Raw genomic sequence first — 24,815 nt, 5'->3', positions numbered from 1 at the left:
GGTCTAAAGTCCCTCTGACTCTCTTGATTAACAATCTATTAATGATGTTATTTTATCATAATTCGGCTAATAGTCAATCCGACTGTTTTAATAAGTTTTGTGCGAATTTCATAAAACAAAATTAAACGGATATATTCAGAAAAATAGGAAAACAGAGAGATTATATAGAAATTTAATCCTTTAAAATATTATTATATGAATATTCGCTAAAAAACCGCTTCAAATAAAAGAAGCGGTTTGTTCTCAGCTTTTCATCCATTCTCTTGAGTCAGGATTGTTTCTCCATGTCTTTAATTTATGTATTTCGTTTTCTGTAACGAAACCTTCTTCAACTCCTACTTTTATTAACGTATCGTAGTCTGTCAATGAAGTATAGGAGATTCCTTCGTTTTCAAATGCGATGCCTGCTTTATCGAATCCGTAAGTAAAGATGCTTAATACTCCGAGGACTTCACAGCCTGCCTGTTTTAAAGCATTTGCCACTTTAATGACACTTCCGCCTGTAGAAATGAGGTCCTCAATGATGACCACTTTCTGGCCATCTGTAGCTTTTCCTTCAATTTGATTTCCTTTTCCGTGGCCTTTAGGCTTGCTTCTGACATAGCTCATCGGCAGACCGAGGCGGTCACTTAAAAGTGTCGCATGGGGAACACCGCCTGTTGCAGCGCCTGCGATCATCTCCACATCCGGAAACTTCTCTTCAATTATTGCTTTGAAGCCTTCGGCAATATCATTTCTTACTTCAGGATAAGAAATCGTTATCCTGTTATCACAGTAGATTGGCGACAGCATTCCGCTTGTCCACGTAAATGGATCATTCGGTTTTAAAAAAACAGCTTCTATATTTAATAAGTGCTTTGCAATAAGTTCTTTCACATTGATCCCTCCCAGCCTGATTTTACCTGCCTGTAAGCTTGAATTGGGTCGGCAGCTTTTGTAATCGAGCGGCCGACCACAATATGAGATACATTTTTTTCTCTTGCATAAGCAGGCGTTGCAATTCTTACTTGGTCGTCTGCTTGATCTGATTCAAGCCGAATACCAGGAGTTACTGTTAAAAATGAGTCTGAAGTCACGCTGCGAATCGCTTCAGCTTCATGAACAGAACAAACAACCCCGTCTAAGCCGCTTTCAAAAGCCATTTGGCTGTAATGCAATACCGTTTGCTCTAAGCTTTTTCCAATAAGCAGCTCATCATTTAACATCTGTTTTGACGTGCTCGTTAGCTGGGTAACAGCGATTAAAGATGGTCTTGTTTTCCCTTCAGATGTTCCTGCTGTTAATCCTTCTAATGCCGCTTGCATCATTTTTTTTCCGCCTGCCGCGTGTACGTTCACCAAGTCGACACCAAGCTTCGCTAAGCCATGCATCGCCTTTTTCACTGTGGTTGGTATATCATGCAGCTTTAAATCCAAAAAAATTCGGCAGTTTCTATCCTTCAATAAGTGAATGACTTGAGGGCCTTCCTGGTAGAACAGCTCCATACCAACCTTGACATAGAGATCTTCTCCCTTGAAGCGATCTAAAAAGGACAGGGTTTCATTTACTGTTGAAAAATCAAGTGCGATGATTGGCAGATTCTGCTTCAAGTTTCCAGCTCCTTCCGATACAATCCCGGGCAGACGAGTATCCATACTTTTTCAATACATTTGGGAGTTCATCAATAATTTCAGGACAAACAAACGGGTTCACAAAGTTCGCTGTACCTACAGCAACCGCACTTGCACCAGCAAGTAGAAACTCTAGGACATCTTCAGCCGATTGAACCCCGCCCATTCCGATAACAGGAATTTTCACTGCCTGGCTGACTTCATAAACCATTCGAACGGCGACCGGCTTGACAGCAGGTCCGGACAATCCACCCGTACCATTGGCAAGAATCGGTTTTCCGTTCTTTAAATTCAGCCTCATACCCACCAATGTATTGATCAATGTAAGTCCATCAGCACCTGCGTCTTCAATTGCTTTTGCCATTTCGGTAATGCTGCTGACATTCGGCGACAGCTTCACATAGACGGGCACACTGGAAACATTTTTGACCGCTTTGGTTAATTCAGCAGCTGTTTCAGGAATTGTTCCGAAAGCAATCCCGCCAGTTTTTACGTTCGGGCAAGAAATATTCAATTCAAGTGCCTTTACATTTTTCGCTGTGCTGATTTCTTCAGCGACTTCTACATAATCCTCAAGCTGCGATCCGGCGACATTCGCAATGATTGGTAGATCATACTGCTCAAGCCAAGGAAGCTCATTTTCCATGACATGCTTCAGCCCGGGGTTTTGCAGCCCGATGGCATTGAGCATACCAGCTCCTGTTTCTGCGACACGCGGAGTCGGATTCCCATAGCGTGCATCTTTTGTCGTTGCTTTAATCATGATCGAGCCTAGAAGATTCAAATCATAGAATTTGGCAAATTCTTGCCCAAATCCAAAGCAGCCGGATGCCGGAATAATTGGATTTTTCAAATCTAAACCAGGCAATTGTACGTTCAGCATTACAGCAAGACCTCCTCTGCTTTGAAGACGGGGCCGTCAAGACAAACCTTGACATATGTCTTTTCACTTTGGTCTGTGTGGCATACACAGGCAAAGCATGCGCCTATCCCGCATCCCATTCGTTCCTCCATCGAAAGGTACACTTCACGATCCGGATATTTCATCTTGAGCGCCCGCAGCATCGGTGTTGGTCCGCATGCAAGCAGGTAATCAAAGTCCAGCTGTTCCTTGTCGATTACATCCGTTACGAATCCTTGAATACCGTGTGTCCCGTCTACCGTTGCTACGAAAGTTTCCCCAAGTTCTTTAAACTGGCGTTCAAAGAATACATCCTTTGCCGACTGAAAGCCGAGGACATGAGTCGCAAGGATCCCCTTACTTGTCAGCTGTTTGCTTAGTTCATAGAGAGGAGGCACCCCAACGCCTCCTCCGATGATCAAAGCTTTTTTGCCTTCTGTAAAGTTTTCAACATCGAATCCATTGCCAAGAGGACCAAGGACGTCCACTTGATCACCTCGTTTTTTTTCCGCCAGAAGACTTGTACCTTCTCCTTCCTTCCGGAATATCAGCGTAACTTCAGATTGATCATGATTTATTTCAGCTACACTGATCGGTCTTCTGAGCAGAGGTGTCATAGACTCACTGACTTTCAAGTGAACAAATTGCCCCGGTTTTTTAAAGTCTTGGACCATGTCTCCCTCTAAAATGAGCTTATATATATTGTCGGCAATACACTCATTTGAACCGACCGTTAATAATTCTTTTCTCATTTTGTAAGAGCCACCTCTTGATTGGATAAAGCGGCAGGCATGGCATCTGCACGGAATGTCATGCTCTCAAGCACTCGGAGAATTGCTTCTGCCGTGTCAAAAGAGGTCAGACAGGCAACGCCGTTTTCAACCGATTCCCTTCTGATTCGGAAACCGTCTGTTGCAGGCTGCTTACCTCTTGTCAATGTGTTAATAACGAATTGTGCATCGCCGTTGCGAATAACATCGAGAAGATTCGTACCTTCCTCGCCAATTTTGCCGACAATTTTTGCCGGAATATCATTTTGAGCTAAATAATCAGCAGTCCCTTTTGTTGCCAATATTTTATAGCCGATTGAATGGAAACGTTTAGCCAGCGCAAGGCCTTCTTCTTTATCTTTATCAGCTACTGTCAATAGCACAGAGCCGTCATTCGGTATTTGGATTCCGGAAGCGATCAGTCCTTTGTAAAGTGCTTTTTCTACAGTCATATCCTTGCCCATCACTTCGCCGGTTGATTTCATTTCAGGTCCGAGCGTAATATCTACACGTCTTAGCTTAGCGAAGGAGAAAACCGGAACCTTTACATACACCCCGTTTTGTTCCTTTTGCAAGCCTTCTGTGAATTGAAAGTCAGAAAGCTTATTTCCGAGGATGACTTTAGTTGCCAGGTTAGCCATCGGAATTCCGGTAATTTTGCTTAAGAATGGAACAGTTCGGCTGGACCTTGGATTTACCTCGAGTACATAAACTTCATCTTTCGTAAGAACAAACTGGATATTGAGAAGCCCTTTAATCTTTAAGCCTTTTGCCAACGAAATCGTATGTGCTTCAATTTTTTTCTTAATCTCTTCAGACAGCGTCTGTGGAGGATAAACAGCGATGCTATCTCCTGAATGGACGCCCGCACGTTCGATATGCTCCATAATTCCCGGGATCACAACAGTTTCCCCGTCTGATATCGCGTCAACTTCGATTTCTTTTCCGGTTAAATATTTATCGATCAGGACGGGATGCTGCGGATTGACCCTAACTGCATTCTCCATGTAATGAAGCAGGTCGCTTTCTTGATACACGATTTGCATCGCCCTGCCGCCAAGTACATAAGAAGGCCGGACGAGGACTGGATAACCGATTTCTTTTCCGATTGCGACAGCTTCAGGGACAGAAGTTGCCGTTTTTCCAAGAGGCTGCGGGATATTCAAGTAATTCATCAATTGTTCAAACTTGTCGCGATTTTCCGCCTTGTCCATGTCTTCCAATGATGTTCCAAGAATTTTTACTCCTCTGTTCGCAAGCTCATCAGCGAGGTTTATTGCCGTTTGCCCGCCAAATTGCACAACAACTCCTTCTGGCTTCTCAAGATCAATAATGTGCATTACATCTTCAATCGTCAACGGTTCAAAATACAGCTTGTCAGAAATACTGAAATCTGTGGAAACCGTTTCGGGATTGTTATTTACTATGATCGCTTCGTAGCCGGATTGTTTAATTGCCCATACAGAGTGGACGGTCGCGTAATCGAATTCAACTCCCTGACCGATACGTATCGGACCGGATCCAAGTACTAGAACGCTCTTTTTATCCGTTACAACTGATTCATTTTCTTCTTCGTACGTGCTGTAAAAATAAGGCGTTTCAGATTCAAACTCAGCTGCACATGTGTCCACCATTTTATAAACAGGCGCAATCTTTAATTCTTTTCTTAGCTGATAAATTTCTCTTTCTGTCATATCCCATTCTCTGCTGATATAAATATCGGAAAAACCCAGCTTCTTCGCTTCCGTCAGAACCGCCGCATCACCTTTAGATTCTTTTAAACTCTTCTCAAATTCGACGATGCCAGCTATTTTATTTAAAAAGAAACAATCAATTTTTGAAAAGTCATGAAGCTGATGGGTCGTGTAGCCTCTGCGTAAAGCTTCAGCAAGATAGAAAAGTCTTTCGTCCCCAGCTTTTCTAATCCGCTTCTCAAGCACCTCGTCAGTAATGTCAGAAGGATTCTTCAATTCGAGATGGTACACATCTGCCTCAAGCGAACGTACAGCCTTTAACAGCGATTCCTCAAGGTTTCTCCCGATCGCCATTACTTCTCCTGTAGCTTTCATTTGCGTACCGAGCTTCCTGTTTCCGGACTCAAATTTATCAAAAGGCCAGCGCGGTATTTTTGAAACGACGTAGTCAAGGGCCGGTTCAAAGCACGCGTAAGTTTTCCCGGTAACCGGGTTCATCATTTCATCGAGCGACAAACCTACCGCAATTTTAGCCGCAAGCTTGGCAATCGGATAACCGGTCGCTTTTGAAGCAAGGGCAGATGAACGGCTCACCCTTGGATTAACTTCGATAATGTAGTATTGAAAGCTGTAAGGGTCAAGAGCTAGCTGAACGTTACAGCCGCCCTCAATTCCAAGCGCGCGAATGAGCTTCAGAGACACATTTCTCAGCAGCTGATATTCCCTATCGCTTAAGGTCTGGCTCGGTGCGACGACGATGCTGTCACCTGTGTGAATACCGACCGGATCAATATTTTCCATGTTACAAACGACAATGGCATGATCATTGCTGTCGCGCATCACTTCATACTCAATCTCTTTAAATCCAGCGATACTTTTCTCAAGCAAGCATTGATGAACCGGACTTAATTTTAATCCGTTTTCGACGATTTCCTCTAATTCTTCCTGATTGGAGCAAATTCCTCCTCCTGTCCCCCCTAGTGTATAGGCAGGTCTGACGATAACAGGAAAACCAATTTTGTCGACAAAATCGTTTGCTTCAGCCAAGTTGTGAATAATTTCGCTTTCCGGTACAGGCTCATTTAGTTCCCTCATTAAGCTACGAAAAAGATCTCTGTCCTCCGCTTTTTGAATAGCTGACAGCTTTGTACCCAAAACTTCAACTCCGCTTTCTTGCAATACGCCAAGCTCTGAAAGCTCAACCGCCAAATTCAGTCCGGTTTGGCCTCCCAGGGTTGGGAGTATAGCGTCCGGCTGTTCTTTGCGGATGATCCTGGTGACAGATTCTGACGTAAGCGGCTCAATATATACTTTGTCAGCCATTTCTGTATCAGTCATAATCGTTGCCGGGTTGGAATTGACGAGGACAACTTCATAGCCTTCTTCCTTTAAAGCGATACACGCCTGAGTTCCGGCATAGTCAAATTCAGCTGCCTGTCCAATGATGATTGGTCCTGATCCGATGACAAGAATCTTTTTAATATCTAAACGCTTCGGCATTATACGACCCCTTCTTTCTCTGTTGTTTCAATCATTTCAATAAATTGATCGAATAAATGATTGGCATCCTCCGGCCCCGGAGATGCTTCCGGATGATATTGAACCGTAAAGGCTGGCAGCTCTTTATGCTTCAATCCTTCGATAGTTCCGTCATTTAAAGCGGTATGTGTAATTTCAAGCGGTGTGTTTTCGATGGAAGACACAGTATATCCATGGTTTTGTGCTGTCAGGGCAACCTTCCCAGTTGAAAGCTCCTTGACGGGATGGTTTGATCCGCGATGTCCGAATTTCATCTTTTCAGTAGTTGCGCCGCACGCAAGAGCAAACAGCTGGTGTCCAAGGCAGATTCCAAACATCGGAACTTTCCCCAAAATACCTTGAATCATTTCGACAGCTTCCGGAACGTCCTCTGGATCGCCAGGGCCGTTTGATAGCATGATGCCATCAGGCTTCAGCTGAAGAATTTCGTCTGCGGTCGTATTATAAGGAACAACAATGACATCACAGTTTCGTTTATTAAGCTCCCGCAGAATTCCGTGCTTCATGCCGAAATCTGCCAAAACAATCCGCTTGCCTCTTCCAGGGCTTGGATATGCTTTCGAGGTTGACACTTGACTTACCTGATCAGTTGGGAGCACCGTTTCTTTTAGTTTTTTCACAACATCTTCCGGGTTCTCATCTACTCCGGTAAACATACCTTTTAAAGCACCGTGCTGCCTAATCAAACGTGTCAGCTTTCTTGTGTCAATTCCGGCTAAACCGGGGATGTTTTTTAGCTTTAAATATTCATCCAATGTGTAAGCAGAACGAAAATTGGATGGTAGTTGACATAATTCTTTTACAATTAACCCTTTTACGAAAGGAGTTATCGTTTCAAAGTCGTCACGGTTAATGCCGTAGTTTCCGATTAATGGGTACGTAAAAGTAACGATTTGCCCGCAGTAGGATGGATCGGAAAGAATCTCTTGATATCCTGTCATTCCCGTATTAAAAACAACTTCTCCAATACTGTTTTCTAAGCTTCCAAATGCGGTTCCTTCAAATATTTCCCCGTTTTCCAATACTAGATGCCTTTTCATGCCAGTACACTCTCCTCTTTATACACGAGTTTTCCGGATGCAATCGTTGCAGCCGGCCAGCCAAAGCAGCTGATGCCGTCAAAAGGTGTATTTTTCCCTTTTGAGTTAAAAGTTTGTTTATCAATTTTTGCGTCCTTGTTTATATCAATAAGCGTCAGATCCGCAATGCCCCCGACAGAAATCGTGCCATACGGAAGATTGAACGCCTCGCAAGGCTTCACTGTTAAGTAATCAATCAGCTGTTTCAAAGACCATGTTCCATTTTTCACAAAATGGGTATAAAGCAGCGGGAAAGCTGTTTCAAGTCCTACGATGCCGAATGGGGCGAGCTCCATTTTCACCTGCTTCTCTTCCTCAGTGTGAGGTGCATGGTCGGTCGCGATAAAATCAATCGTCCCATCAAGCAGTCCTTCAATTAAAGCTTCCCGGTCTTCCGTGCTTCTAAGAGGAGGATTCATTTTATAATTTGTATCCAATCCAGGGATGTCCTGGTCTGTTAGAAGCAAGTGATGCGGTGTAACCTCCGCTGTCACACGGATTCCTGCTTTTTTAGCGTCCCTGACTACACGAACCGATTCTTTTGTGCTGATATGGCATACATGGTAATGGCAGCCTGTTGCTTCAGCGAGCAAAACATCTCTTGCAATTTGTACAGATTCACAGATGGAGGGGATTCCGTTTAACTGATGTTTTTTGGCAAATCCCCCTTCGTGCACACTCCCGCCGTAGATCAGCGAGTTATCTTCGCAATGTGCAACAATCGCCATATCAAGGCTTGCTGCCTTTTTCATCGCTTCATACATCATTCCCGCAGACTGAATGCCTACTCCGTCATCGGTAAAAGCGAATGCACCTAATTTTTTTAATGCCGCAAAATCCGTCATCTCTTTTCCGGTTTGTCTGATCGTAATCGCTGAATACGGTAAAACTCGGGTGACAGCTGAAGCTTTTATACGATCATTGACGAGCTCCAGGTTTTCTATTGTATCCGGAACAGGACGCGTGTTCGGCATAGCAGCGATTGTTGTAAAACCGCCTTTTGCCGCCGCTTTTGTCCCTGTTTCGATTGTTTCTTTTTTCTCGCCGCCAGGTTCCCGCAAATGCACATGCAAATCTACAAACCCGGGGGCAACAAGTAAGCCTTCAGCTTCGATTACTTGCTCTTCTTTGGTCGGTGAAAGAGAGCCAATTTCTGTTATTGTGTTGCCTTCAACTCGAATATCCTGTTTGATTTTATTCCCTTCTTCATTTAATACCCATCCGTTTTTAATGAGATATGACATAATGATCCGCTCCTTTTGTTTCGATTATTTTTTCTTGTAATGCTTTTTTCAATACGGCCATTCGAATGTAAACGCCGTTTTCCATTTGTTTGAAAATCCTTGAGTTAGGAGCTTCGACAAGATCGCTGTCGATTTCGACACCCCGATTGACAGGTGCCGGATGCATAATGATTGCTTCATTTTTCATTTGAGCGGCTCTAGTCTTTGTGAGGCCATAGTCAGAAAGATAATCTGTCATGTCATTGTGGGACTGGTGCCTCTCATGCTGAATTCTAAGCAGCATCACCACATCGGATTGCTTTACCGCTTCGTCCGTTGGTGCAAACCGGCCATAGGTATTCTTACTGTCCTGCCAATATTCCGGGCCAGAGAACAAAACCTTTGCTCCGAGCCTTGAGAGAACCTCTGCGTTTGACCTCGCCACCCGGCTGTGCTTGACATCTCCGTGTATCGAAACGGTTAATCCATGAAAGCTTCCAAACTCTTCATGAATGGTCATTAAATCAAGCAGGGATTGCGTCGGATGCTGGCCGCAGCCGTCACCCGCATTAATCACAGGGATCGCAATATTTTTCAGATCATCATAATAGTTATCTTGGCTGTGCCTGATGACACAGGCCTCAACACCGATGGATTCCAGTGTTTTTACCGTGTCGTATAAACTCTCTCCCTTTTGGACGCTCGTGCTCGTGCTATCCAAATTTAGTACATTCATTCCGAGACGTTTTTCAGCGACCTCAAAGCTAAACCTCGTTCTTGTGCTTGGTTCAAAAAAGAGATTTGCCACAAATCGATTTTTCAAAGATTCATCAGGTTTGCCGTTCTTCAACTTTTTCGCTTCAATGATTAGTTCATTAATTTCCTTTGTTGAAAGCTCATTCATCGCTGTGATATTTGCCATTTTAATTTCCCCCTTTGGATTTTCCGCACAAGGTACAAAAAGCACCCCGGGCTAAAATTGCTCTAGGGTGCTTTTTAGGAGAGCATACACGTGCCTCCTTCACCCTTTAAAGCCTCACTGGACTTTTTTTAAAAGGTTAAACAATATCTTGACTTTCATTTTCAGTTACAGTGCCTTTCCCAGGCAAAGCGAGATTAAGAACGACTCCAATAATTGCAGAAAGCGCCATGCCGGTTAGTTGAAACTTAGAGATTTGGATGAATGCTCCACCGACTCCTATAACCAGAATAACGGATGAAATAATGAGATTTCGTTTGACTTCAAGGTTAATTCTGTTGTCGATCAGCATTCTTAGGCCGCTTGAAGCGATAATTCCGAAGAGAAGGAATGATACCCCTCCCATTACCGGTGTCGGAATCGAGCTGATCAATGCTGATATTTTGCCGACAAAGCCGAAGCAAAAGGCAAGAACAGCCGCACCCCCGATAATAAATACGCTAAATACTCTCGTGATCGCTAGAACCCCAATATTTTCCCCATAGGTTGTTGTTGGCGGTCCGCCGATGCAGGCAGCCATCATTGTCGCCACGCTGTCGCCAAAAATTGAGCGGTGCAGGCCAGGCTTTTCAATGAAGTTTGTGCCGACAACCTTGCTTAACACCATTTGATGACCTATGTGCTCAGACATGGTTACGAATGCAACAGGCACCATGGCAGCTCCGATAAGTAATGTTGTAAGCGATGGTGTGTAATCAACAAACGGAAAGACAAACTCGGGAACACTGATCCAATTTGCGTCTATCACCTGTTGAAAATTGACAATTCCCTGAGTCAGGGCAAACAGATACCCGCCGATAATGCCGATAAGAACCGGTATCAGACTAAAGAAGCCTTTTAAAAAAATTGCGCAAACGACAGTTAACAGAAGGGTGAAGCCGGCGACGGCAAAATATTTTAGGCTATAGACCGGGTCGCCTGAGCTGGTGTCGTACATCGCCATATCTACCGCAGTTGGTGCAAGACCGAGCCCGATCACGATAATGACCGGACCGACAACGATTGGCGGCAGCAGATTCATTAGCCAGCCTGTTCCCAGCTTCTGGATCAAAAGAGCGATCAATCCGTAAACAATCCCGGCCATAAAGGCGCCTATCATAGCAGCTCCCGGCCCACCGGCTGCCTTCGCGCCTAAGATCGGTGCAATAAATGCGAAGGAAGAGCCCAAGTATGCCGGAATCTGCCCTTTTGTAATGATTATATAAGCAAGTGTTCCAAGACCGCTTGATACAAGAGCAACCGCAGGACTTAATTCAACAAGCTTCGGAACTAAAATCGTGGCGCCAAACATCGCGAATAAATGTTGAAGGCTGAAGGTTAACCAGTTAAACGGTGTTGGTATGTCGCGAACCCCTAAAACCACATGTTTTTGTTTCATCATTTTTCCTCCTGCATCTGCTCCGATGTAATGTCTGCAAAAAAAAACTCTCTGCCTGAAGGCAAAGAGGTACATTAAGAATTCACTCAAGTTCTTTAGTGAATTCTTTGTTCCCCCTTTGCAAACTCACAGGATTGCCATTAAAAAGGGTTTTTATTCATTTTCATAAATTGCAACTTTATCAAATTGATCTGATTCTACCAGGTGGACCATAACCTTCTCTGTTTTAGCTGTCGGAATGTTTTTGCCGATATAGTCAGCTCGGATCGGAAGCTCCCGATGGCCGCGGTCAACCAAAACCGCAAGCTGGATCGCTGAAGGCCTTCCTTTATCAACTAAAGCATCCATCGCAGCTCGAATCGTTCTGCCTGTGTACAACACATCATCAACGACGATAATTTTTTTATCCGTTATATCAAACGGAATGTTGCTGCCTTTGACGAGGGGTTCTTCGTTAGCTGTTTTTTTCGTTAGATCGTCTCGGTAAAGGGTAATATCAAGCTCGCCTACTTTGACGGATGTACCTTCAATTTGTTCGATTCGGGCTGCAAGCCGTTTGGCTAAATAAATACCGCGGGTTTTAATTCCGACGAGAATGCAATTATTCATACCCTTATTCCGCTCAATCATTTCATGAGCAATTCTGGTCAAAGCCCTTCTTATTGCTTGTTCATCTAAGATGACTGCTTTTTCCGACATAATCAACACCTCACTCCAAAAAAACCTCTTGCTTTAGAGGCAAGAGGAAGGGACAGACTGCACACGTCTGCAAAACCGTTATCCTTCTCAGCCTCTCTGGACTGTGTTAAAGAAACTATTCAACTATAATTAGTATTCCAGAAGTTAATTCGCTTGTCAATTATTTTTTCCTGATCGACTCAAGAAAAAGCTCCATATCTTGAGGCAGCTGCGCCTCAAACTCAAGATATTCTTCCGTTTTGGGATGGTGAAAACCAAGAACTCCTGCATGCAGGACCTGTCCGGGAAAATGAACCGTTTTACGCGGGCCGTATTTTGGATCTCCAGCGAGCGGATAACCGATATATTTCATGTGAACACGAATTTGATGGGTCCTTCCCGTTTCAAGACGGCATTCAACAAAAGTAAATTCATCGAATCTCTCTAGTACATGGAAATGAGTTACCGCATGCTTGCTGTTTTCTCTTGTGACCGTCATACTTTGACGGTCTTTTTTATCTCTTCCGATCGGTGCATCGATCGTTCCATCATCGTGTGGAATCGTACCGTGAACGACTGCTTTGTATCTCCGCGTGACCGTCCGGTTGACGAGCTGATTCACCAATGATTCATGAGCCGTATCATTTTTAGCCACCATTAAAAGCCCTGATGTATCTTTATCGATCCGGTGGACAATCCCGGGGCGCATGACACCATTTATGCCGGATAAATCCTTGCAGTGGGCCATGAGCCCATTTACTAACGTGCCTGAAAGATGGCCCGGTGCAGGGTGGACAACCATTCCTCTAGGTTTATTTACGACGAGGACATCTGCATCTTCATAATAAATATCAAGGTCCATCTTCTCGGGCTCAATATCCGCTGGCTCCGGCTCAGGAACGAAAACAGACACAGTATCTCCTAGCTGTATTTTATAATTTGATTTGACAGGTCTTTCGTTCACCTTGACATTGCCTTCTTTCACCCACTGCTGAATGAGCGTGCGCGACCATTCTTCTCCTTCTGCCGATAAATATTTATCAATCCGTTCGCCTTCATCACTAGCTAATACGTTAAATACATGCGACTCCATCTATTATTCAGACTCCTTCGTTTTCTTTTCTGTCAACATTTGTATAAAAAGCAGTCCGACTCCGATACATAAAGATGAATCTGCAACGTTAAAGATAGGAAAATGATAATTAACAATAATGACGTGAACAAAGTCAACCACTTCTTGTCTGAACACCCGATCAATGAAGTTTCCTACTGCTCCTCCGAGCATTAACCCTAATGAAATGCCGAGCCATTTATTCTGCTTTGCATGTTTTTGCATATAATATATGATAAATACAATCACAAGACATGTAATGCCGTAAAAAAACCACATTTGTCCCGGCAGTATCCCCCAAGCAGCTCCTGTGTTTCTATGGGAGGTTATGTATAACACTTGATCAATAATTGGAATGCTTTCTCCAAAGTACATGTTTCTAACGACGAGCCACTTCGTTAATTGATCAAGGCCGATAATTAGTAAAGCTGCGAGATAATAATAAAGCACAAATGTTCCTCCATTGTCTTTTTAATCAATCATATGAATTTTATCACATATAAAGATTTTAGCCAAAGCAATTTCATTGACAACACAGTGCTTGCAAGCTATTTAGTTATATAAGGCTTCGTCTTCGTATGTTTCTGATACGGGCCACACAGGCAAAGTTTTTTTCTCAAATTGGGCATGATAACGAAAGTCTTCATAGGTTCGCGCGGTAGGAAGGACAGATAGCTTTTCAAACGGGAGCTCAGCGCCGGTTTCTTCGCACATGCCAAAGCCGCCGTGTTCCATCTTGTCGAGAGCAAGAAGGACATCCTGAAGTTCTTCTTTAATATGATGCATTAAAGTCGCTTTTTTGTATAAATTGCTTTCTGATTGATTCGAGGGACTGTCGAATAAAGAATACTCGAATAGTCTGGATTGGAGCTCTTCTTTCATTTGAAGCAGTTCATTGCGGATCGGTTCCATCTCATGATTCATCAACCTTCTTCAGCTCCTGTTCATGAAGTCGTACTTATATTGTTGCCTTAAATTTAAATCTGAAGCTGAAAAGATATTTCCTTCCGTACTAAACGCTGTCATGTTTGGCAAAGAACATTTATTAGTTCACGCTGGAGAGAGATCGCAGCATAAAAAAAGCGTACGGCGGGAAAGCCGTTACGCTTTTTTTCTTAAGCTGGGTAATATTTGTTTACAATATCGGCGCAGCGAGGGCACAGCTCAGGGTGATTAACATCCTGCCCCACTTCCTTCGAAACCATTCTGCATCGCTGGCACGTTGTTCCTTCCGCAGGAGTGACGAGAATTTTTCCTGCTTCATATTCGAGCGCTTCTTCCGGCGCTTGGTCAGGAGATCCTGCAACCTTCCAATCAGAAACGATAAAGAGCTGTTTGAGATCTTCATTGATGCTCTCAAATAGAGCCTTCGTTTCTTGAGTCGGATACATTGTAACGCTTGCCGCTGATGATTTGCCGATTATTTTTTCGTTTCTTGCCTCTTCCAACGCTTTTAATACATCGCCGCGGTATTTCATAAAACGGTCGAATTTTTCTTCAATCTGATCTGCATTATCAATCGTTTTGCTTTCAGGCATATCAACGAGCTGAACACTTTTTTCGCTTACGAATGACAAATGCTTCCATATTTCGTCTGTCGTGTGCGGCAAAATAGGCGCAGTCAGTTTCACAAGCGCGAGTAACGTTTCGTAGAAGACTGTCTGCATGGCTCTGCGGTCTTTATGATCCACGTGCTCGATATAGACCACATCTTTTGCGAAATCAAGATAGAAGGAGCTTAGCTCAATCGCGCAGAAATTATGAATGCTATGGTAAATGGACGCAAATTCATAATTGTCGTAAGCCGTTTTTACTTTGTCGATCAGCTGATTCAGCTTGATTAAAATATATTGGTCAACCTCGCGCAGATTTTCATGTGCAACGGAATCCTTTGCCGGGTCAAAGTCAGCAAGGTTTCCGTGCAAGAAACGGAAGGTATTGCGGATTTTTCGGTAGACTTCCGCAACCTGCTTCAATATATCATCAGAAACACGAACATCCGCCTGATAGTCGACTGATGATACCCAGAGCCTCAGGATGTCTGCACCAAGCTGCTTCATTACTTTCGCTGGTACCACTACATTGCCAAGTGATTTGCTCATTTTACGACCATTTCCGTCTAACGCAAACCCATGGCTTAGAATTCCTTTATATGGTGCTTTTCCTGTCACAGCTACAGCAGTTGACAAGGAGGAGTTGAACCATCCTCTGTATTGATCTGATCCTTCCAAATAAAGATCAGCCGGTCTTACAAGGTCATCGCGTTCTTCCAACACGCCTTGGTGAGATGATCCAGAATCAAACCAAACATCCATGATGTCCTGTTCTTTTGTAAACGTTCCATTTGGACTTCCAGGATGAGTAAATCCTTCAGGCAGCAGCTCGGCAGCTTCTTTTTCAAACCAAATGTTTGATCCGTGCTCTCTGAATAGTGATGAAACATGGGCAATTGTTTCGTCTGTAATAATAGGCTCTCCATCTTCCGCATAAAATACCGGAATCGGAACTCCCCATGCCCGCTGTCTTGAAATGCACCAGTCACCTCTGTCACGTACCATGTTGTAGAGGCGTGTTTCTCCCCAAGCAGGAATCCATTTAGTTTCTTTTACAGCTTCCAGCAGGTCACTTCTAAAATCCTTTATGGAAGCAAACCATTGGGCAGTCGCCCGGAAGATTGTCGGTTTTTTCGTTCTCCAATCATGAGGATACGAGTGAGTGATAAACTCAAGCTTTAATAAAGCACCTTTTTCCTGCAAATTTTCCGTGATCGATTTATTGGCTTCATCATAGAACAAGCCTTCAAATCCCGGAGCTTCAGACGTCATATTTCCTTTCTCATCGACCGGGCAGAGAACGTCTAATCCGTAGCGCTGTCCGATAATAAAGTCATCCTCACCATGTCCGGGAGCAGTATGGACACAGCCGGTTCCCGCATCGGTCGTTACGTGGTCACCGAGCATGATTAGCGAATCTCTGCCGTAAAGCGGATGTGCGGCAACTGCATGATCCAGCTCTTTTCCTTTAAAGGTTTTTACAACTTGAGCATCTTCGAATGCCAATGTCTTCGTTACTTCTTCTACCAAAGCGCTGGCTGCAACGTACCGTGCTCCATCCACTTCAACTACGCTATATTCCAATTCAGGGTGAACCGCGATTCCAAGGTTTGCTGGAATTGTCCATGGTGTTGTTGTCCAGATGACGATCTTATCGCCTGCATTAAGAACACCTTTCCCGTCTTTCACCTCAAAGGCAACGTAGATCGACGGAGATCGTTTGTCCTGATACTCAATTTCCGCTTCCGCCAAAGCAGACTCACTGGAAGGTGACCAATAAACAGGCTTTAATCCTTTGTAAATATAGCCCTTCTTCGCCATTTCACCAAAAACAAGGATCTGATTCGCCTCATATTCCGGTTTTAACGTGACATATGGATTTTCCCAATCCCCTCTGACTCCGAGCCGTTTAAACTGTTCTTTTTGCCCTTTAATTTGCTTCCAGGCATATTCCTCACACAGCTTGCGAAAATCGGCTACACTCATTTCTTTACGTTTCACCTTTTTGTTCTTCGTTAAAGCAGTTTCGATTGGAAGTCCGTGTGTATCCCAACCGGGAACATATGGAGCATTAAAGCCGTTCATTGATTTATAACGGACAATCATATCCTTTAAGATTTTGTTGAGCGCATGGCCCATGTGAATGTCGCCATTTGCATATGGCGGTCCATCGTGGAGTACGAATTTCGGCCGGTCTTTCGTACGCTCTTGAACTTGCTTATAAATCCCTTGTTCTTCCCAAACTTTTTGGATCTCTGGCTCTTTATTCGGAAGATTTCCCCTCATCGGAAAATCGGTCTGCGGCATAAGCAGCGTATCTTTGTAATCCATTTTCATTCCTCCAAGCTTTCTTTAAAATTTACAAAAAAATAAAAAAAGCCCTCTCATCCCTAAAAAGGGACGAGAAGGCTTCTCGCGGTACCACCCTTCTAGACAGAAAAAAACTTCTCCCTGTCCACTTAAGCATCGTAACGTGATGAGACGTCCTTTCCTACTAACGTCAGAAAGGAAGCTAAAGAGATGATCCTGCAATATCAAGCAATCCCGGGCTTCCACCATCCCCGAGTCTCTTTTGATTGCTTTTAAGAAATTGCACGTTCTCCGTCAGGCGCATGTTATTATCATAATTACTGTAATATCCGTATAAGTTATTTTATGAAGGTATTATATTCGCTTTCTTTTTAAAAAGTCAAGCAACACATAAAAAATTATTCTTTTTCTTCAAACACGGCATCTACTTCATATTCAAGCAGATGATCCCAGTCATCATTTTTCAACAGATCGAGTTGAGCTTCAATCAACATTTGGAACCGTGTCCTGAACACCTTGGACTGCTTTTTCAATTCTTCGATTTCCATTGCTATTTTTCTTGATTTAGACAATGATTCATTAATAATGCGGTCGGCATTTTTTTCTGCTTCACGCACAATCAGCTTTGCTTCTTTTTGTGAATTTCGTTTAACATCCTCAGCTGCCTCTTGTGCAACGAGAATGGATTTATTTAAGGTTTCTTCTATACTGGAGAAATGCCCGATTCGCTCGTCAAGCTCGTTGACTTTTTTCTCCAAATCATTCTTTTTTCGCAGGATGATTTCATAATCTTTTCTGACTTGAAGCAAAAACTCGTTGACTTCATCTTCATCATACCCGCGAAATGCTTTTGTAAACGTCTTATTATGGATATCATTCGGTGTTAACGGCATCATGCCACCTCCGCTTATGTATTAAAAGAATTTCTCTACTCCACATTATAAAACAAAAAAACGTGTAAATGGGTAAATCCGTTAAAAAGCTTACAGTTGTTTTTCGATTGACAGCTTCCATTTATCCTTTTTTGTCTTTCCTTCAATGCTTGTCAGCTGGTATCTTCCATATCCCCTTACAGACAAGTAATCATTTTCCTCTAGTGTAAATGACGGGTCCTCAAGAGTACGCCAATTGACCTTGACAGCGCCGCTTTTAATCAAAGCCTGGCTTTTCTGCCTTGATTGCCTGATCATCGCAGAGCAAACGACATCCAGCCGCAAGGAAGAAACGATCTCATCCTTTCTTTCGACATGTTTATCGGGAGATTGAATGCACCCGAGCGAAATTTCTTTCACCGTGACCTTTGTTTTTCCGACTTGGGTAAATTGCATGTGCACGTAGTTGCTTATCTCCTTGGCGCAAATAAATTGAACGGTCTCGCCCGAAATAAGCAAATCGCCGAATTTTTCTCTTTTCAATCCTAGTCCCATTAAAGAGCCGAGCAACTGGCGATGTCCGATACTCGTAAATTTCTCAGGATAGATGACCTCAAACGCCTGAAGCTGAAAGTCTTCTTGTTCAGGTCTGTAATACTCCGGGTAAAGCAACGCCCTTTTTCTCTCTGACTCTTCGAAGCCTCCAAAGAATTCAACTTGAATTTCCCCGGTCCCGCCGATCACGGCTGAAAGAATATCCCGTTCTCTTGGATCTAAAAAATCCGTTAGCTTTGGCCGGTATTGTTCAGTGATGATGCTTTTCCATTCTAAAGCTTGATCAATAAAAGGCTGCTCTTCTTTTCGAAAATGCTGATATAGATTGTCCAATATGATCCCTTTCTAACTAAAAAATCCAATTATGCGAACAGGGACTTGGCGATCACCAAGTCCCGAAACAGATCGCTACATAAACATGAAGAAAACAACTCGAAGTCCCTCGCCTGCCATACGTAAAACTAAAATGGCGACAATCGGGGAGATGTCGATCATAGCAATTGGCGGAATAATTTTTCTGAATGGCTCAAGATACGGTTCACATATAGAGCCTAGGATTCGCCCAAAAGATGATTCTCTGGCATTGGGAAACCATGACAACAAAATATAAATAATGATCGCATACATATAAAAAGTAATTACAGTATCAAGTACTTGATAAAGCATCAGCATCTACAAATTACCACCTTTGATATTCTTCGTCGGCAGACATCAATTCTGAAATAGTGCCAGACACATCAACATTGTCAGGCGTACACAGAAAGATATCGGATCCAATCCGCTGGATATCTCCGCCTATGGCATACACAGTTCCGCTTAGAAAATCAACGATCCGTTTTGCCTGGTCATGCTGGATACGCTGGAGATTCACGACGACGGCACGCCTGTTTTTTAAATGGTCGGCAATTTCCTGGGCTTCCGCGTAAACTCTCGGTTCACTTAATACTACTTTAGAAGACTTTTGCACGCTTTGCAAGCTAACGACATTTTGCTTTCCCGCAGACCCGGGCTTGCCGCTACTATTGTATGTAGGCTTTTCTTTTTGCTCGCGAGGCTGTTCCCTTTCCTCCTGGTCACTATCGATATATTCATATTCATATTCTTCATCTTCCAATGAAAAGAAGCTTTTAAATTTATTTTTAATACTCATGAATTTGCACCTCCCGTTTGATTTCCTACGAGTGAAGAGCCGATGCGGATAAATGTCGCACCTTCCTCTACTGCGATTTTATAATCATTTGACATCCCCATTGACAACTCATGGCACGGGGCGTACGGCAGCTTCAGTGCTTGAACCTCCTGCCGCAGTGTTCTAAGCAGGCGGAAACAGCTCCTGATTTGCTCTTCATCCTCCGTGTGAGGCGCCATGGTCATCAATCCAACCACTCGTATGTTGGGAAAAGACTTTAGCTCTTTTAGAAAAGGAACGACTTCTTCCCTTGTCAATCCGTGCTTAGACGGTTCCATAGACGTGTTCACCTGCACAAAACAATCGACTGCAGAGCTTGCACGCTTATCAATCTCTTTTGCCAGCGACAACCGGTCAAGCGAATGAATATAGGCAACTTTCCCAATAATATTTTTTACTTTCCTTGATTGAAGAGAGCCGATAAAGTGCCATACAGGGTCGCTCCCGAGAATCTCCTGCTTGCGTAATAATTCATCGTCGCGATTTTCCCCAAGATGAACGATCCCCGCATCAAGTGCTTCTTTTGCCCGCTCGGGCGTTACGTATTTCGTAACTGCTATGATCGAAATCTCTTCTCGGTTTCTGCCTGACTTTTTACATACTTCGATTATTTCTTCGTTTATATGTCGTAACTGAGTTTGCACATCCACTTACTGTTATGCCTCCTTAAACCCTATAAAGGACATCATTCGTCCCGTTTTCCCTTTATCTCTCCGGTGGGAGAAAAAAAGTTCATCTTCACAGCTTGTACAAAGGGGACTAACCGCAATGTTCTGTTCCTTTATACCGGCATCAAGCAAAATGAGCCGATTGAGTTCTTTCAGGTTTAGCATATATTCGGTACTGTTCACTTCAGTAATTGCACTGTCTGTGTCAATAGAAAGCTGTTTCACCTTTTCAATAACCCTTTCATCCACCTTATAGCAGCAAGAACCAATTGAGGGTCCAATGACTGCTTGTATATCCTCCAGTCTTGATCCTTCAACCGTTTGCCAGGTCTTCGCCATTTTTTTGCCAATCTGAAGGACGGTTCCCTTCCAGCCAGCGTGGGCAATACCGGCAAGAGATTTGGCAGGGTCATAAAAATATAACGGAACACAATCTGCAAAGCATAATGCCAAAACCACATTTTTCTCGTTTGTATAAAGTCCATCCGTTGATTTTATTGCTGTGTCATAGATTTTGCTGCCTTTTCCGGCATCTTTTTTTGTAACACGTTGTATTGAATTTTCATGAGTCTGATCTGCAAAAACCCATGATTGCAAGGGGAAACCAAGACTTTGCGCGACAAGCTCCCTGTTTTTAATAACATTCTCATTTATGTCAAGAACATGGAGGCCTGTATTCAATGTTTGGAATGGAGAATCACTTACCCCTCCATTTTTTGTTGTCATTCCGCAAAGAACCTTGTTATGGTTCCACTTATCGAAAAGAAGAGTTGCTTCATTTTTTTGAATGAATGATATCTGACTGTTCATTCGATGATCCTCCTTTCGACAAACAACGCGAATCTTCCCATTATGCTCTTATATTACCACAATTTACGGTCTACAGTTAGCATCGATTTGCAAAAAAACGGGCGAATGAATAACGAATTAGCTTAATCGAACCAAAATCACATCTTCACCGATTTTCACAATATTTCGCCAAGGAATTAATATTTCCTCTTCTTTTCCAAAAAAACCGAGAACTCTTCCACTCCCGCCAATAATGATGGCCTGTATTTTTCCATTCGTTACGTTAATATCAATATCACCGATACTGCCGAGTTTTTTGCCGTTTGAAACGTCTACGACATCCTTCATTTGAAACTCAGAAATATTCATCATTTGACATGCCCTCCAATGAAATAAGCAATTATCACTATTATATGAATGGATACTTGAAGTGCATGCCAAAGGAATATGAATTTTATATTAATAAAATTTCATATTCTGGAAGAACCAATTGAACGCTGGGTTTTGAACAGATGTCTGATAGTTCTATAAGCTCTTAGCTTATAGAAAACGCTTTCGGAGTAAATCAATTCAATATATTGGAAGTTATATTACTTTATTTCCGTATCAATGATATAATGAAAAATATGGGAATTCGCTTATAAGAAAGGAGAGCAAATGATCGTGGCAATTAAAAAATTTCCAGTTGTTATATTGACTTTGGTTTCTGCCTTCCTCTTCTGCTCTATGTTGATCGCATCTTCACTCTCCCCAATATCTGAATCCGGGCCTAATGCGAATCAATTTGGCAGCGCGGGCATGTGGTCAGCTATTGGAACTGTGCTTGCTTTTTATATCCTGCCTTTAATTGCATATCTAGCAGGGTTAGATGCGATGAGATCCATCATGGCTGTATTATGTAGTTTCGGAGTGATGATAAACTTTGTGATCATTCCAGTAGTATTAGGGATATTTGCGAACAAAATGAATACTTCCTTAATAGTAGTCATAGCCCTTTGCTTCATTTTATTAATTATTAATACCGTTTGGTTTATCACAGCTTTCCGTTCATCATCAAAATCACACAGTGTTGCTTGATTTTATTATCATTCTAGGAAGCAGTAACTTGTATTTGGGGCATTATACAATTATTCTGATCATAAAAAAAGAGAGGGCAGTGTATCCTCTCTTTTATTGATGAATATTTTTATTCATTTGCTTAATTGCCGCTTTTTCCAGCCGGGAAACCTGAGCCTGTGAGATACCAATCTCTTCAGCGACTTCCATTTGCGTTTTCCCTTGAAAAAACCGTTTTCTGAGAATCATTTTTTCGCGTTCGCTTAATCTTCTCATTCCCTCTTTCAGAGCAAGCTCTTCGATCCACTGGCTGTCCTTATTTCTCTCATCGCTAATTTGATCCATCACATAAATCGGGTCTCCGCCATCGTTGTATATCGGTTCAAACAAAGACACAGGATCCTGGATGGCATCCATCGCAAATACGATTTCTTCGTGAGGAATATCAAGCACCTTTGCAATTTCTTCAGCTGTCGGCTCCCTGCTTGTCTCACTAATTAATCTTTCCCTGACTTGGAGAGCTTTGTAGGCAATGTCCCGCAATGATCTTGACACACGAATCGGATTGTTATCACGCAAGTACCTTCTGATTTCTCCAATAATCATAGGGACAGCATAGGTAGAGAACTTAACATTATGGCTTAAATCAAAATTATCAATCGATTTCATTAATCCTATGCAGCCCACCTGAAATAAGTCATCCACATACTCTCCTCTGTTGTTAAAACGCTGAATCACGCTTAATACAAGCCGCAGGTTTCCGTTAACCAGTTTTTCTCTAGCTGTATAATCCCCTTCGTCTTGCATCTGTTTGAAGAGTTTTCTCATCTCTTCATTTTTTAATACAGGAAGCTTGGAGGTATCTACCCCGCATATTTCGACCTTATTTCTCGACAATATCTTTCCCTCCCTACAGGAGCTCTGGTACAAAGTTAAGTATCTCCTTGAGTGGGAAAAATATGCACAAATGTCGATGAGAAAAAATTTCCTGCCCGAAATAAGGGGTTATACCATTTTATTAAATTCCTTTCTCAGCCTCTTAATTATTCTTTTCTCCAGCCTTGATATGTAGGACTGAGAAATCCCCAGCATGTCTGCCACATCTTTTTGCGTTTTCTCTTCTTCTCCTACCAGCCCGAACCTAAGCTCCATAATTTGTTTTTCACGGTCATTAAGCTGATCCAGGGCTTTCATCAGGAGCTTTTTATCCACATTTGCTTCCAGATCCTTTGTGATAATATCATCATCAGTGCCCATGACATCTGAAAGAAGAAGTTCATTTCCATCCCAGTCAATGTTAAGCGGTTCATCAAAAGATACCTCTGACCGGATTTTATTGTTTCTTCGGAGATACATTAAAATTTCATTCTCGATACATCTTGATGCATAAGTGGCAAGCTTGATCTTTTTTTCAGGGTTAAACGTATTGACAGCTTTTATAAGCCCTATTGTTCCAATACTTATGAGATCCTCAATATTAATCCCTGTGTTTTCAAATTTGCGGGCAATGTATACGACCAGCCGCAAGTTTCGTTCGATTAATATCGCTCTGGCTGCTTGGTCTCCCTTTGGCAGTTTATGAAGGAGATCCTGCTCCTCATCTTTTGATAAAGGCGGCGGAAGGGCTTCACTTCCACCAATATAATAAATCTCGTCGCTTTTCAGTCCAAGCTTAATTAAGATACGATACCAGTAATACGTCAATCTTATTTTCATTTTTTTCATATTTCTCCTTCTCTCCCTTCTTTAATGATTTAAGACACATGCTTGATTCCTTTTTCAGATAGCATTTTCGGGTGGACAATTGCCTGAAAATCGTCATCCGAAGATAATCCGGACGGACTGATTCCAACGAAACACTTTTCTACTGAGATGATTTCTTCTTTTGTGTAAACCAATACATCATCAGGCTTAATGGAAAGCAGGAACTGATTTTGCTGCCCAACCCCTCTGTATGGCACAAGCCGGAGACGGTCGATAAACGGAAAAGTTTCATCAATTTGCTCTAATGCATGAACTGAGTCTCCTGTCTTTACCAGTTCTAAAAAAGCCTCTCCCACAATCGGCTTCAAGCATTCTGCATAAACAATCATGACCGGCGTTTTGGTTAACGGATCGTAAAGCTGGTTTCCGGAATCAACCAATCCTTTTAAAAAAACCTCTTGTCCTCCGATCATCACTTGAACGTTTACATGCTCCTCAAATTGAATTTTGCGAATCTCTATATCCTCTATTCTCTTTTTCGAGAATATCCAAAGAATTGGAAAACCTATTATGACAAAGATCCAACTGATCGGATCCCCAAAACCGGAAGAAGCTGTCATCAATGCTCCATTCTCAAGCTGGCCATCCGATTGAAGAAGAGAATGCGCACCAATGATTCCCCCACCCAATAAAAATGTCACAAAGAAAAACGTAAGCCAGTTTTGAAGAAAGTAACGAAACCTTTTAAAACCAAAAGCAGCAAAAACGATCAGCAGAGAAAAAGCAAGTTTTCCAGCGGGATGAGAAACGAACCAAGAAAAAGGAGTAAACATAATGAGAACAATACCGGAACCAATAAGGGCACCTAAAACAAGGCGAAACTTCTTGACATTTCGTTTTAAAATTTTGCCTGTTAACGAAAGCAGCAGCAAGTCGAAGCAAAAGTTTAACAGCCAGATCACATCTAGGTAGATTTCCACTTCTTATCGTTCCCCGCCTTCCGCCAATTAAGAGTTTTTAGAAACGGCACGTCTCCCCTTTGTTTTTACAAGTATAAATCAAGCTGCATGGGAAAGTCTGTCAATCTATGTTAAGAGAATTGAACGTTTTTAAGAGATTCATATTTTATTTGTCGACTAAGTGATCTCTGTTTGTGC

At 42.7% G+C, this 24,815-nt stretch carries 25 protein-coding genes; 1 reads left to right on the top strand and 24 read right to left on the bottom strand.

Annotated features, from left to right (window positions below; all coding sequences use genetic code 11):
• Window positions 1–243: 243 nt before the first annotated feature.
• The 21 genes from pyrE to JOC74_RS02035 all read right to left on the bottom strand — a co-directional run bounded on the left by pyrE (window position 244) and on the right by JOC74_RS02035 (window position 21,270).
• On the bottom strand, window positions 244–876 hold the full coding sequence (pyrE, locus tag JOC74_RS02135; RefSeq protein WP_053602749.1) for an orotate phosphoribosyltransferase: 633 nt from the start codon (window positions 874–876) through the stop codon (window positions 244–246).
• Window positions 873–1,589, bottom strand: a complete 717-nt coding sequence (pyrF, locus tag JOC74_RS02130; RefSeq protein WP_211086031.1) for an orotidine-5'-phosphate decarboxylase — start codon at window positions 1,587–1,589, stop codon at window positions 873–875. The genes pyrE and pyrF overlap by 4 nt, the downstream gene beginning before the upstream one ends.
• Window positions 1,558–2,493, bottom strand: a complete 936-nt coding sequence (locus JOC74_RS02125; RefSeq protein ID WP_053602747.1) for a dihydroorotate dehydrogenase — start codon at window positions 2,491–2,493, stop codon at window positions 1,558–1,560. Before JOC74_RS02125 ends, pyrF begins: the two co-directional genes overlap by 32 nt.
• Window positions 2,493–3,263, bottom strand: coding sequence for a dihydroorotate dehydrogenase electron transfer subunit (locus JOC74_RS02120; RefSeq protein ID WP_053602746.1), 771 nt, complete (start codon window positions 3,261–3,263; stop codon window positions 2,493–2,495). Before JOC74_RS02120 ends, JOC74_RS02125 begins: the two co-directional genes overlap by 1 nt.
• Entirely contained in the window at window positions 3,260–6,475 is a 3,216-nt protein-coding gene (carB, locus tag JOC74_RS02115) for a carbamoyl-phosphate synthase large subunit (protein ID WP_053602745.1), read from the bottom strand. The genes JOC74_RS02120 and carB overlap by 4 nt, the downstream gene beginning before the upstream one ends.
• Complete coding sequence (locus JOC74_RS02110) at window positions 6,475–7,554, bottom strand: carbamoyl phosphate synthase small subunit (RefSeq protein ID WP_053602744.1); 1,080 nt, start codon at window positions 7,552–7,554, stop codon at window positions 6,475–6,477. Before JOC74_RS02110 ends, carB begins: the two co-directional genes overlap by 1 nt.
• Window positions 7,551–8,837 carry a dihydroorotase gene (pyrC, locus tag JOC74_RS02105; protein WP_053602743.1) on the bottom strand — a complete coding sequence of 429 codons (1,287 nt, stop codon included), beginning with the start codon at window positions 8,835–8,837 and terminating at the stop codon, window positions 7,551–7,553. The genes JOC74_RS02110 and pyrC overlap by 4 nt, the downstream gene beginning before the upstream one ends.
• Window positions 8,821–9,738 carry an aspartate carbamoyltransferase catalytic subunit gene (locus JOC74_RS02100; protein WP_053602742.1) on the bottom strand — a complete coding sequence of 306 codons (918 nt, stop codon included), beginning with the start codon at window positions 9,736–9,738 and terminating at the stop codon, window positions 8,821–8,823. The genes pyrC and JOC74_RS02100 overlap by 17 nt, the downstream gene beginning before the upstream one ends.
• 136 nt (window positions 9,739–9,874) lie before the next feature.
• Entirely contained in the window at window positions 9,875–11,173 is a 1,299-nt protein-coding gene (locus tag JOC74_RS02095; protein ID WP_053602741.1) for a solute carrier family 23 protein, read from the bottom strand.
• A gap of 153 nt (window positions 11,174–11,326) precedes the next feature.
• Window positions 11,327–11,872, bottom strand: coding sequence for a bifunctional pyr operon transcriptional regulator/uracil phosphoribosyltransferase PyrR (gene pyrR / locus JOC74_RS02090; RefSeq protein WP_053602740.1), 546 nt, complete (start codon window positions 11,870–11,872; stop codon window positions 11,327–11,329).
• A gap of 160 nt (window positions 11,873–12,032) precedes the next feature.
• Window positions 12,033–12,944: an RluA family pseudouridine synthase gene (locus tag JOC74_RS02085; protein WP_053602739.1), complete on the bottom strand. Its 912-nt coding sequence runs from the start codon at window positions 12,942–12,944 to the stop codon at window positions 12,033–12,035.
• 3 nt (window positions 12,945–12,947) lie between these two features.
• Complete coding sequence (gene lspA / locus JOC74_RS02080; protein WP_053602738.1) at window positions 12,948–13,412, bottom strand: signal peptidase II; 465 nt, start codon at window positions 13,410–13,412, stop codon at window positions 12,948–12,950.
• Window positions 13,413–13,514: 102 nt separating this feature from the next.
• Window positions 13,515–13,886 (bottom strand): TraR/DksA family transcriptional regulator, encoded by a 372-nt coding sequence (locus tag JOC74_RS02075; RefSeq protein WP_053605986.1) that lies wholly within the window; start codon window positions 13,884–13,886, stop codon window positions 13,515–13,517.
• Between the two features lie 191 nt (window positions 13,887–14,077).
• Complete coding sequence (gene ileS, locus JOC74_RS02070; RefSeq protein ID WP_211086030.1) at window positions 14,078–16,846, bottom strand: isoleucine--tRNA ligase; 2,769 nt, start codon at window positions 16,844–16,846, stop codon at window positions 14,078–14,080.
• Between the two features lie 377 nt (window positions 16,847–17,223).
• Window positions 17,224–17,718: a septum site-determining protein DivIVA gene (gene divIVA, locus JOC74_RS02065; RefSeq protein ID WP_053602736.1), complete on the bottom strand. Its 495-nt coding sequence runs from the start codon at window positions 17,716–17,718 to the stop codon at window positions 17,224–17,226.
• A gap of 90 nt (window positions 17,719–17,808) precedes the next feature.
• Complete coding sequence (locus JOC74_RS02060; RefSeq protein WP_053602735.1) at window positions 17,809–18,585, bottom strand: YlmH family RNA-binding protein; 777 nt, start codon at window positions 18,583–18,585, stop codon at window positions 17,809–17,811.
• A gap of 75 nt (window positions 18,586–18,660) precedes the next feature.
• Window positions 18,661–18,924: a YggT family protein gene (locus tag JOC74_RS02055; RefSeq protein WP_053602734.1), complete on the bottom strand. Its 264-nt coding sequence runs from the start codon at window positions 18,922–18,924 to the stop codon at window positions 18,661–18,663.
• Window positions 18,925–18,931: 7 nt separating this feature from the next.
• Window positions 18,932–19,402 carry a cell division protein SepF gene (gene sepF / locus JOC74_RS02050; RefSeq protein ID WP_053602733.1) on the bottom strand — a complete coding sequence of 157 codons (471 nt, stop codon included), beginning with the start codon at window positions 19,400–19,402 and terminating at the stop codon, window positions 18,932–18,934.
• Window positions 19,399–20,091 carry a YggS family pyridoxal phosphate-dependent enzyme gene (locus JOC74_RS02045; protein WP_053602732.1) on the bottom strand — a complete coding sequence of 231 codons (693 nt, stop codon included), beginning with the start codon at window positions 20,089–20,091 and terminating at the stop codon, window positions 19,399–19,401. The genes sepF and JOC74_RS02045 overlap by 4 nt, the downstream gene beginning before the upstream one ends.
• Window positions 20,092–20,097: 6 nt before the next feature.
• Window positions 20,098–20,919 carry a peptidoglycan editing factor PgeF gene (pgeF, locus tag JOC74_RS02040; protein ID WP_053602731.1) on the bottom strand — a complete coding sequence of 274 codons (822 nt, stop codon included), beginning with the start codon at window positions 20,917–20,919 and terminating at the stop codon, window positions 20,098–20,100.
• Window positions 20,920–21,036: 117 nt separating this feature from the next.
• Window positions 21,037–21,270 carry a YlmC/YmxH family sporulation protein gene (locus tag JOC74_RS02035; protein ID WP_053602730.1) on the bottom strand — a complete coding sequence of 78 codons (234 nt, stop codon included), beginning with the start codon at window positions 21,268–21,270 and terminating at the stop codon, window positions 21,037–21,039.
• Window positions 21,271–21,561: 291 nt separating this feature from the next.
• Here JOC74_RS02035 and JOC74_RS02030 point away from each other — a divergent pair, with 291 nt between their 5' ends.
• Window positions 21,562–21,975 (top strand): DUF5391 family protein, encoded by a 414-nt coding sequence (locus JOC74_RS02030; RefSeq protein ID WP_225970330.1) that lies wholly within the window; start codon window positions 21,562–21,564, stop codon window positions 21,973–21,975.
• 93 nt (window positions 21,976–22,068) lie between these two features.
• On the opposite strand, the gene sigG is transcribed toward JOC74_RS02030, so the two are convergent.
• The 3 genes from sigG to spoIIGA form a co-directional block, all read right to left on the bottom strand.
• Window positions 22,069–22,851: an RNA polymerase sporulation sigma factor SigG gene (sigG, locus tag JOC74_RS02025; RefSeq protein ID WP_053602728.1), complete on the bottom strand. Its 783-nt coding sequence runs from the start codon at window positions 22,849–22,851 to the stop codon at window positions 22,069–22,071.
• 108 nt (window positions 22,852–22,959) lie between these two features.
• On the bottom strand, window positions 22,960–23,679 hold the full coding sequence (sigE, locus tag JOC74_RS02020; protein ID WP_053602727.1) for an RNA polymerase sporulation sigma factor SigE: 720 nt from the start codon (window positions 23,677–23,679) through the stop codon (window positions 22,960–22,962).
• Between the two features lie 29 nt (window positions 23,680–23,708).
• Window positions 23,709–24,638 (bottom strand): sigma-E processing peptidase SpoIIGA, encoded by a 930-nt coding sequence (gene spoIIGA / locus JOC74_RS02015; protein ID WP_053602726.1) that lies wholly within the window; start codon window positions 24,636–24,638, stop codon window positions 23,709–23,711.
• Window positions 24,639–24,815: the final 177 nt, after the last annotated feature.

This window comes from Bacillus capparidis (assembly GCF_017832095.1).
Taxonomy (GTDB): domain Bacteria; phylum Bacillota; class Bacilli; order Bacillales; family Bacillaceae; genus Bacillus; species Bacillus gobiensis.
The sequence above is the reverse complement of the archived record's forward strand: the minus strand, read 5'-3'. Positions and strand labels throughout refer to the sequence as shown.

Coding starts and splice junctions, on each gene's coding strand:
- JOC74_RS02125 (WP_053602747.1), bottom strand. CDS start 2,493: ATGCTGAACGTACAATTGCCTGGTTTAGATTTGAAAAATCCAATTATT.
- JOC74_RS02120 (WP_053602746.1), bottom strand. CDS start 3,263: ATGAGAAAAGAATTATTAACGGTCGGTTCAAATGAGTGTATTGCCGAC.
- carB (WP_053602745.1), bottom strand. CDS start 6,475: ATGCCGAAGCGTTTAGATATTAAAAAGATTCTTGTCATCGGATCAGGA.
- JOC74_RS02110 (WP_053602744.1), bottom strand. CDS start 7,554: ATGAAAAGGCATCTAGTATTGGAAAACGGGGAAATATTTGAAGGAACC.
- pyrC (WP_053602743.1), bottom strand. CDS start 8,837: ATGTCATATCTCATTAAAAACGGATGGGTATTAAATGAAGAAGGGAAT.
- JOC74_RS02100 (WP_053602742.1), bottom strand. CDS start 9,738: ATGGCAAATATCACAGCGATGAATGAGCTTTCAACAAAGGAAATTAAT.
- JOC74_RS02095 (WP_053602741.1), bottom strand. CDS start 11,173: ATGAAACAAAAACATGTGGTTTTAGGGGTTCGCGACATACCAACACCG.
- pyrR (WP_053602740.1), bottom strand. CDS start 11,872: ATGTCGGAAAAAGCAGTCATCTTAGATGAACAAGCAATAAGAAGGGCT.
- JOC74_RS02085 (WP_053602739.1), bottom strand. CDS start 12,944: ATGGAGTCGCATGTATTTAACGTATTAGCTAGTGATGAAGGCGAACGG.
- JOC74_RS02075 (WP_053605986.1), bottom strand. CDS start 13,886: ATGAATCATGAGATGGAACCGATCCGCAATGAACTGCTTCAAATGAAA.
- ileS (WP_211086030.1), bottom strand. CDS start 16,846: ATGGATTACAAAGATACGCTGCTTATGCCGCAGACCGATTTTCCGATG.
- divIVA (WP_053602736.1), bottom strand. CDS start 17,718: ATGCCGTTAACACCGAATGATATCCATAATAAGACGTTTACAAAAGCA.
- JOC74_RS02055 (WP_053602734.1), bottom strand. CDS start 18,924: ATGCTGATGCTTTATCAAGTACTTGATACTGTAATTACTTTTTATATG.
- sepF (WP_053602733.1), bottom strand. CDS start 19,402: ATGAGTATTAAAAATAAATTTAAAAGCTTCTTTTCATTGGAAGATGAA.
- pgeF (WP_053602731.1), bottom strand. CDS start 20,919: ATGAACAGTCAGATATCATTCATTCAAAAAAATGAAGCAACTCTTCTT.
- JOC74_RS02035 (WP_053602730.1), bottom strand. CDS start 21,270: ATGATGAATATTTCTGAGTTTCAAATGAAGGATGTCGTAGACGTTTCA.
- sigE (WP_053602727.1), bottom strand. CDS start 23,679: ATGAAAAAAATGAAAATAAGATTGACGTATTACTGGTATCGTATCTTA.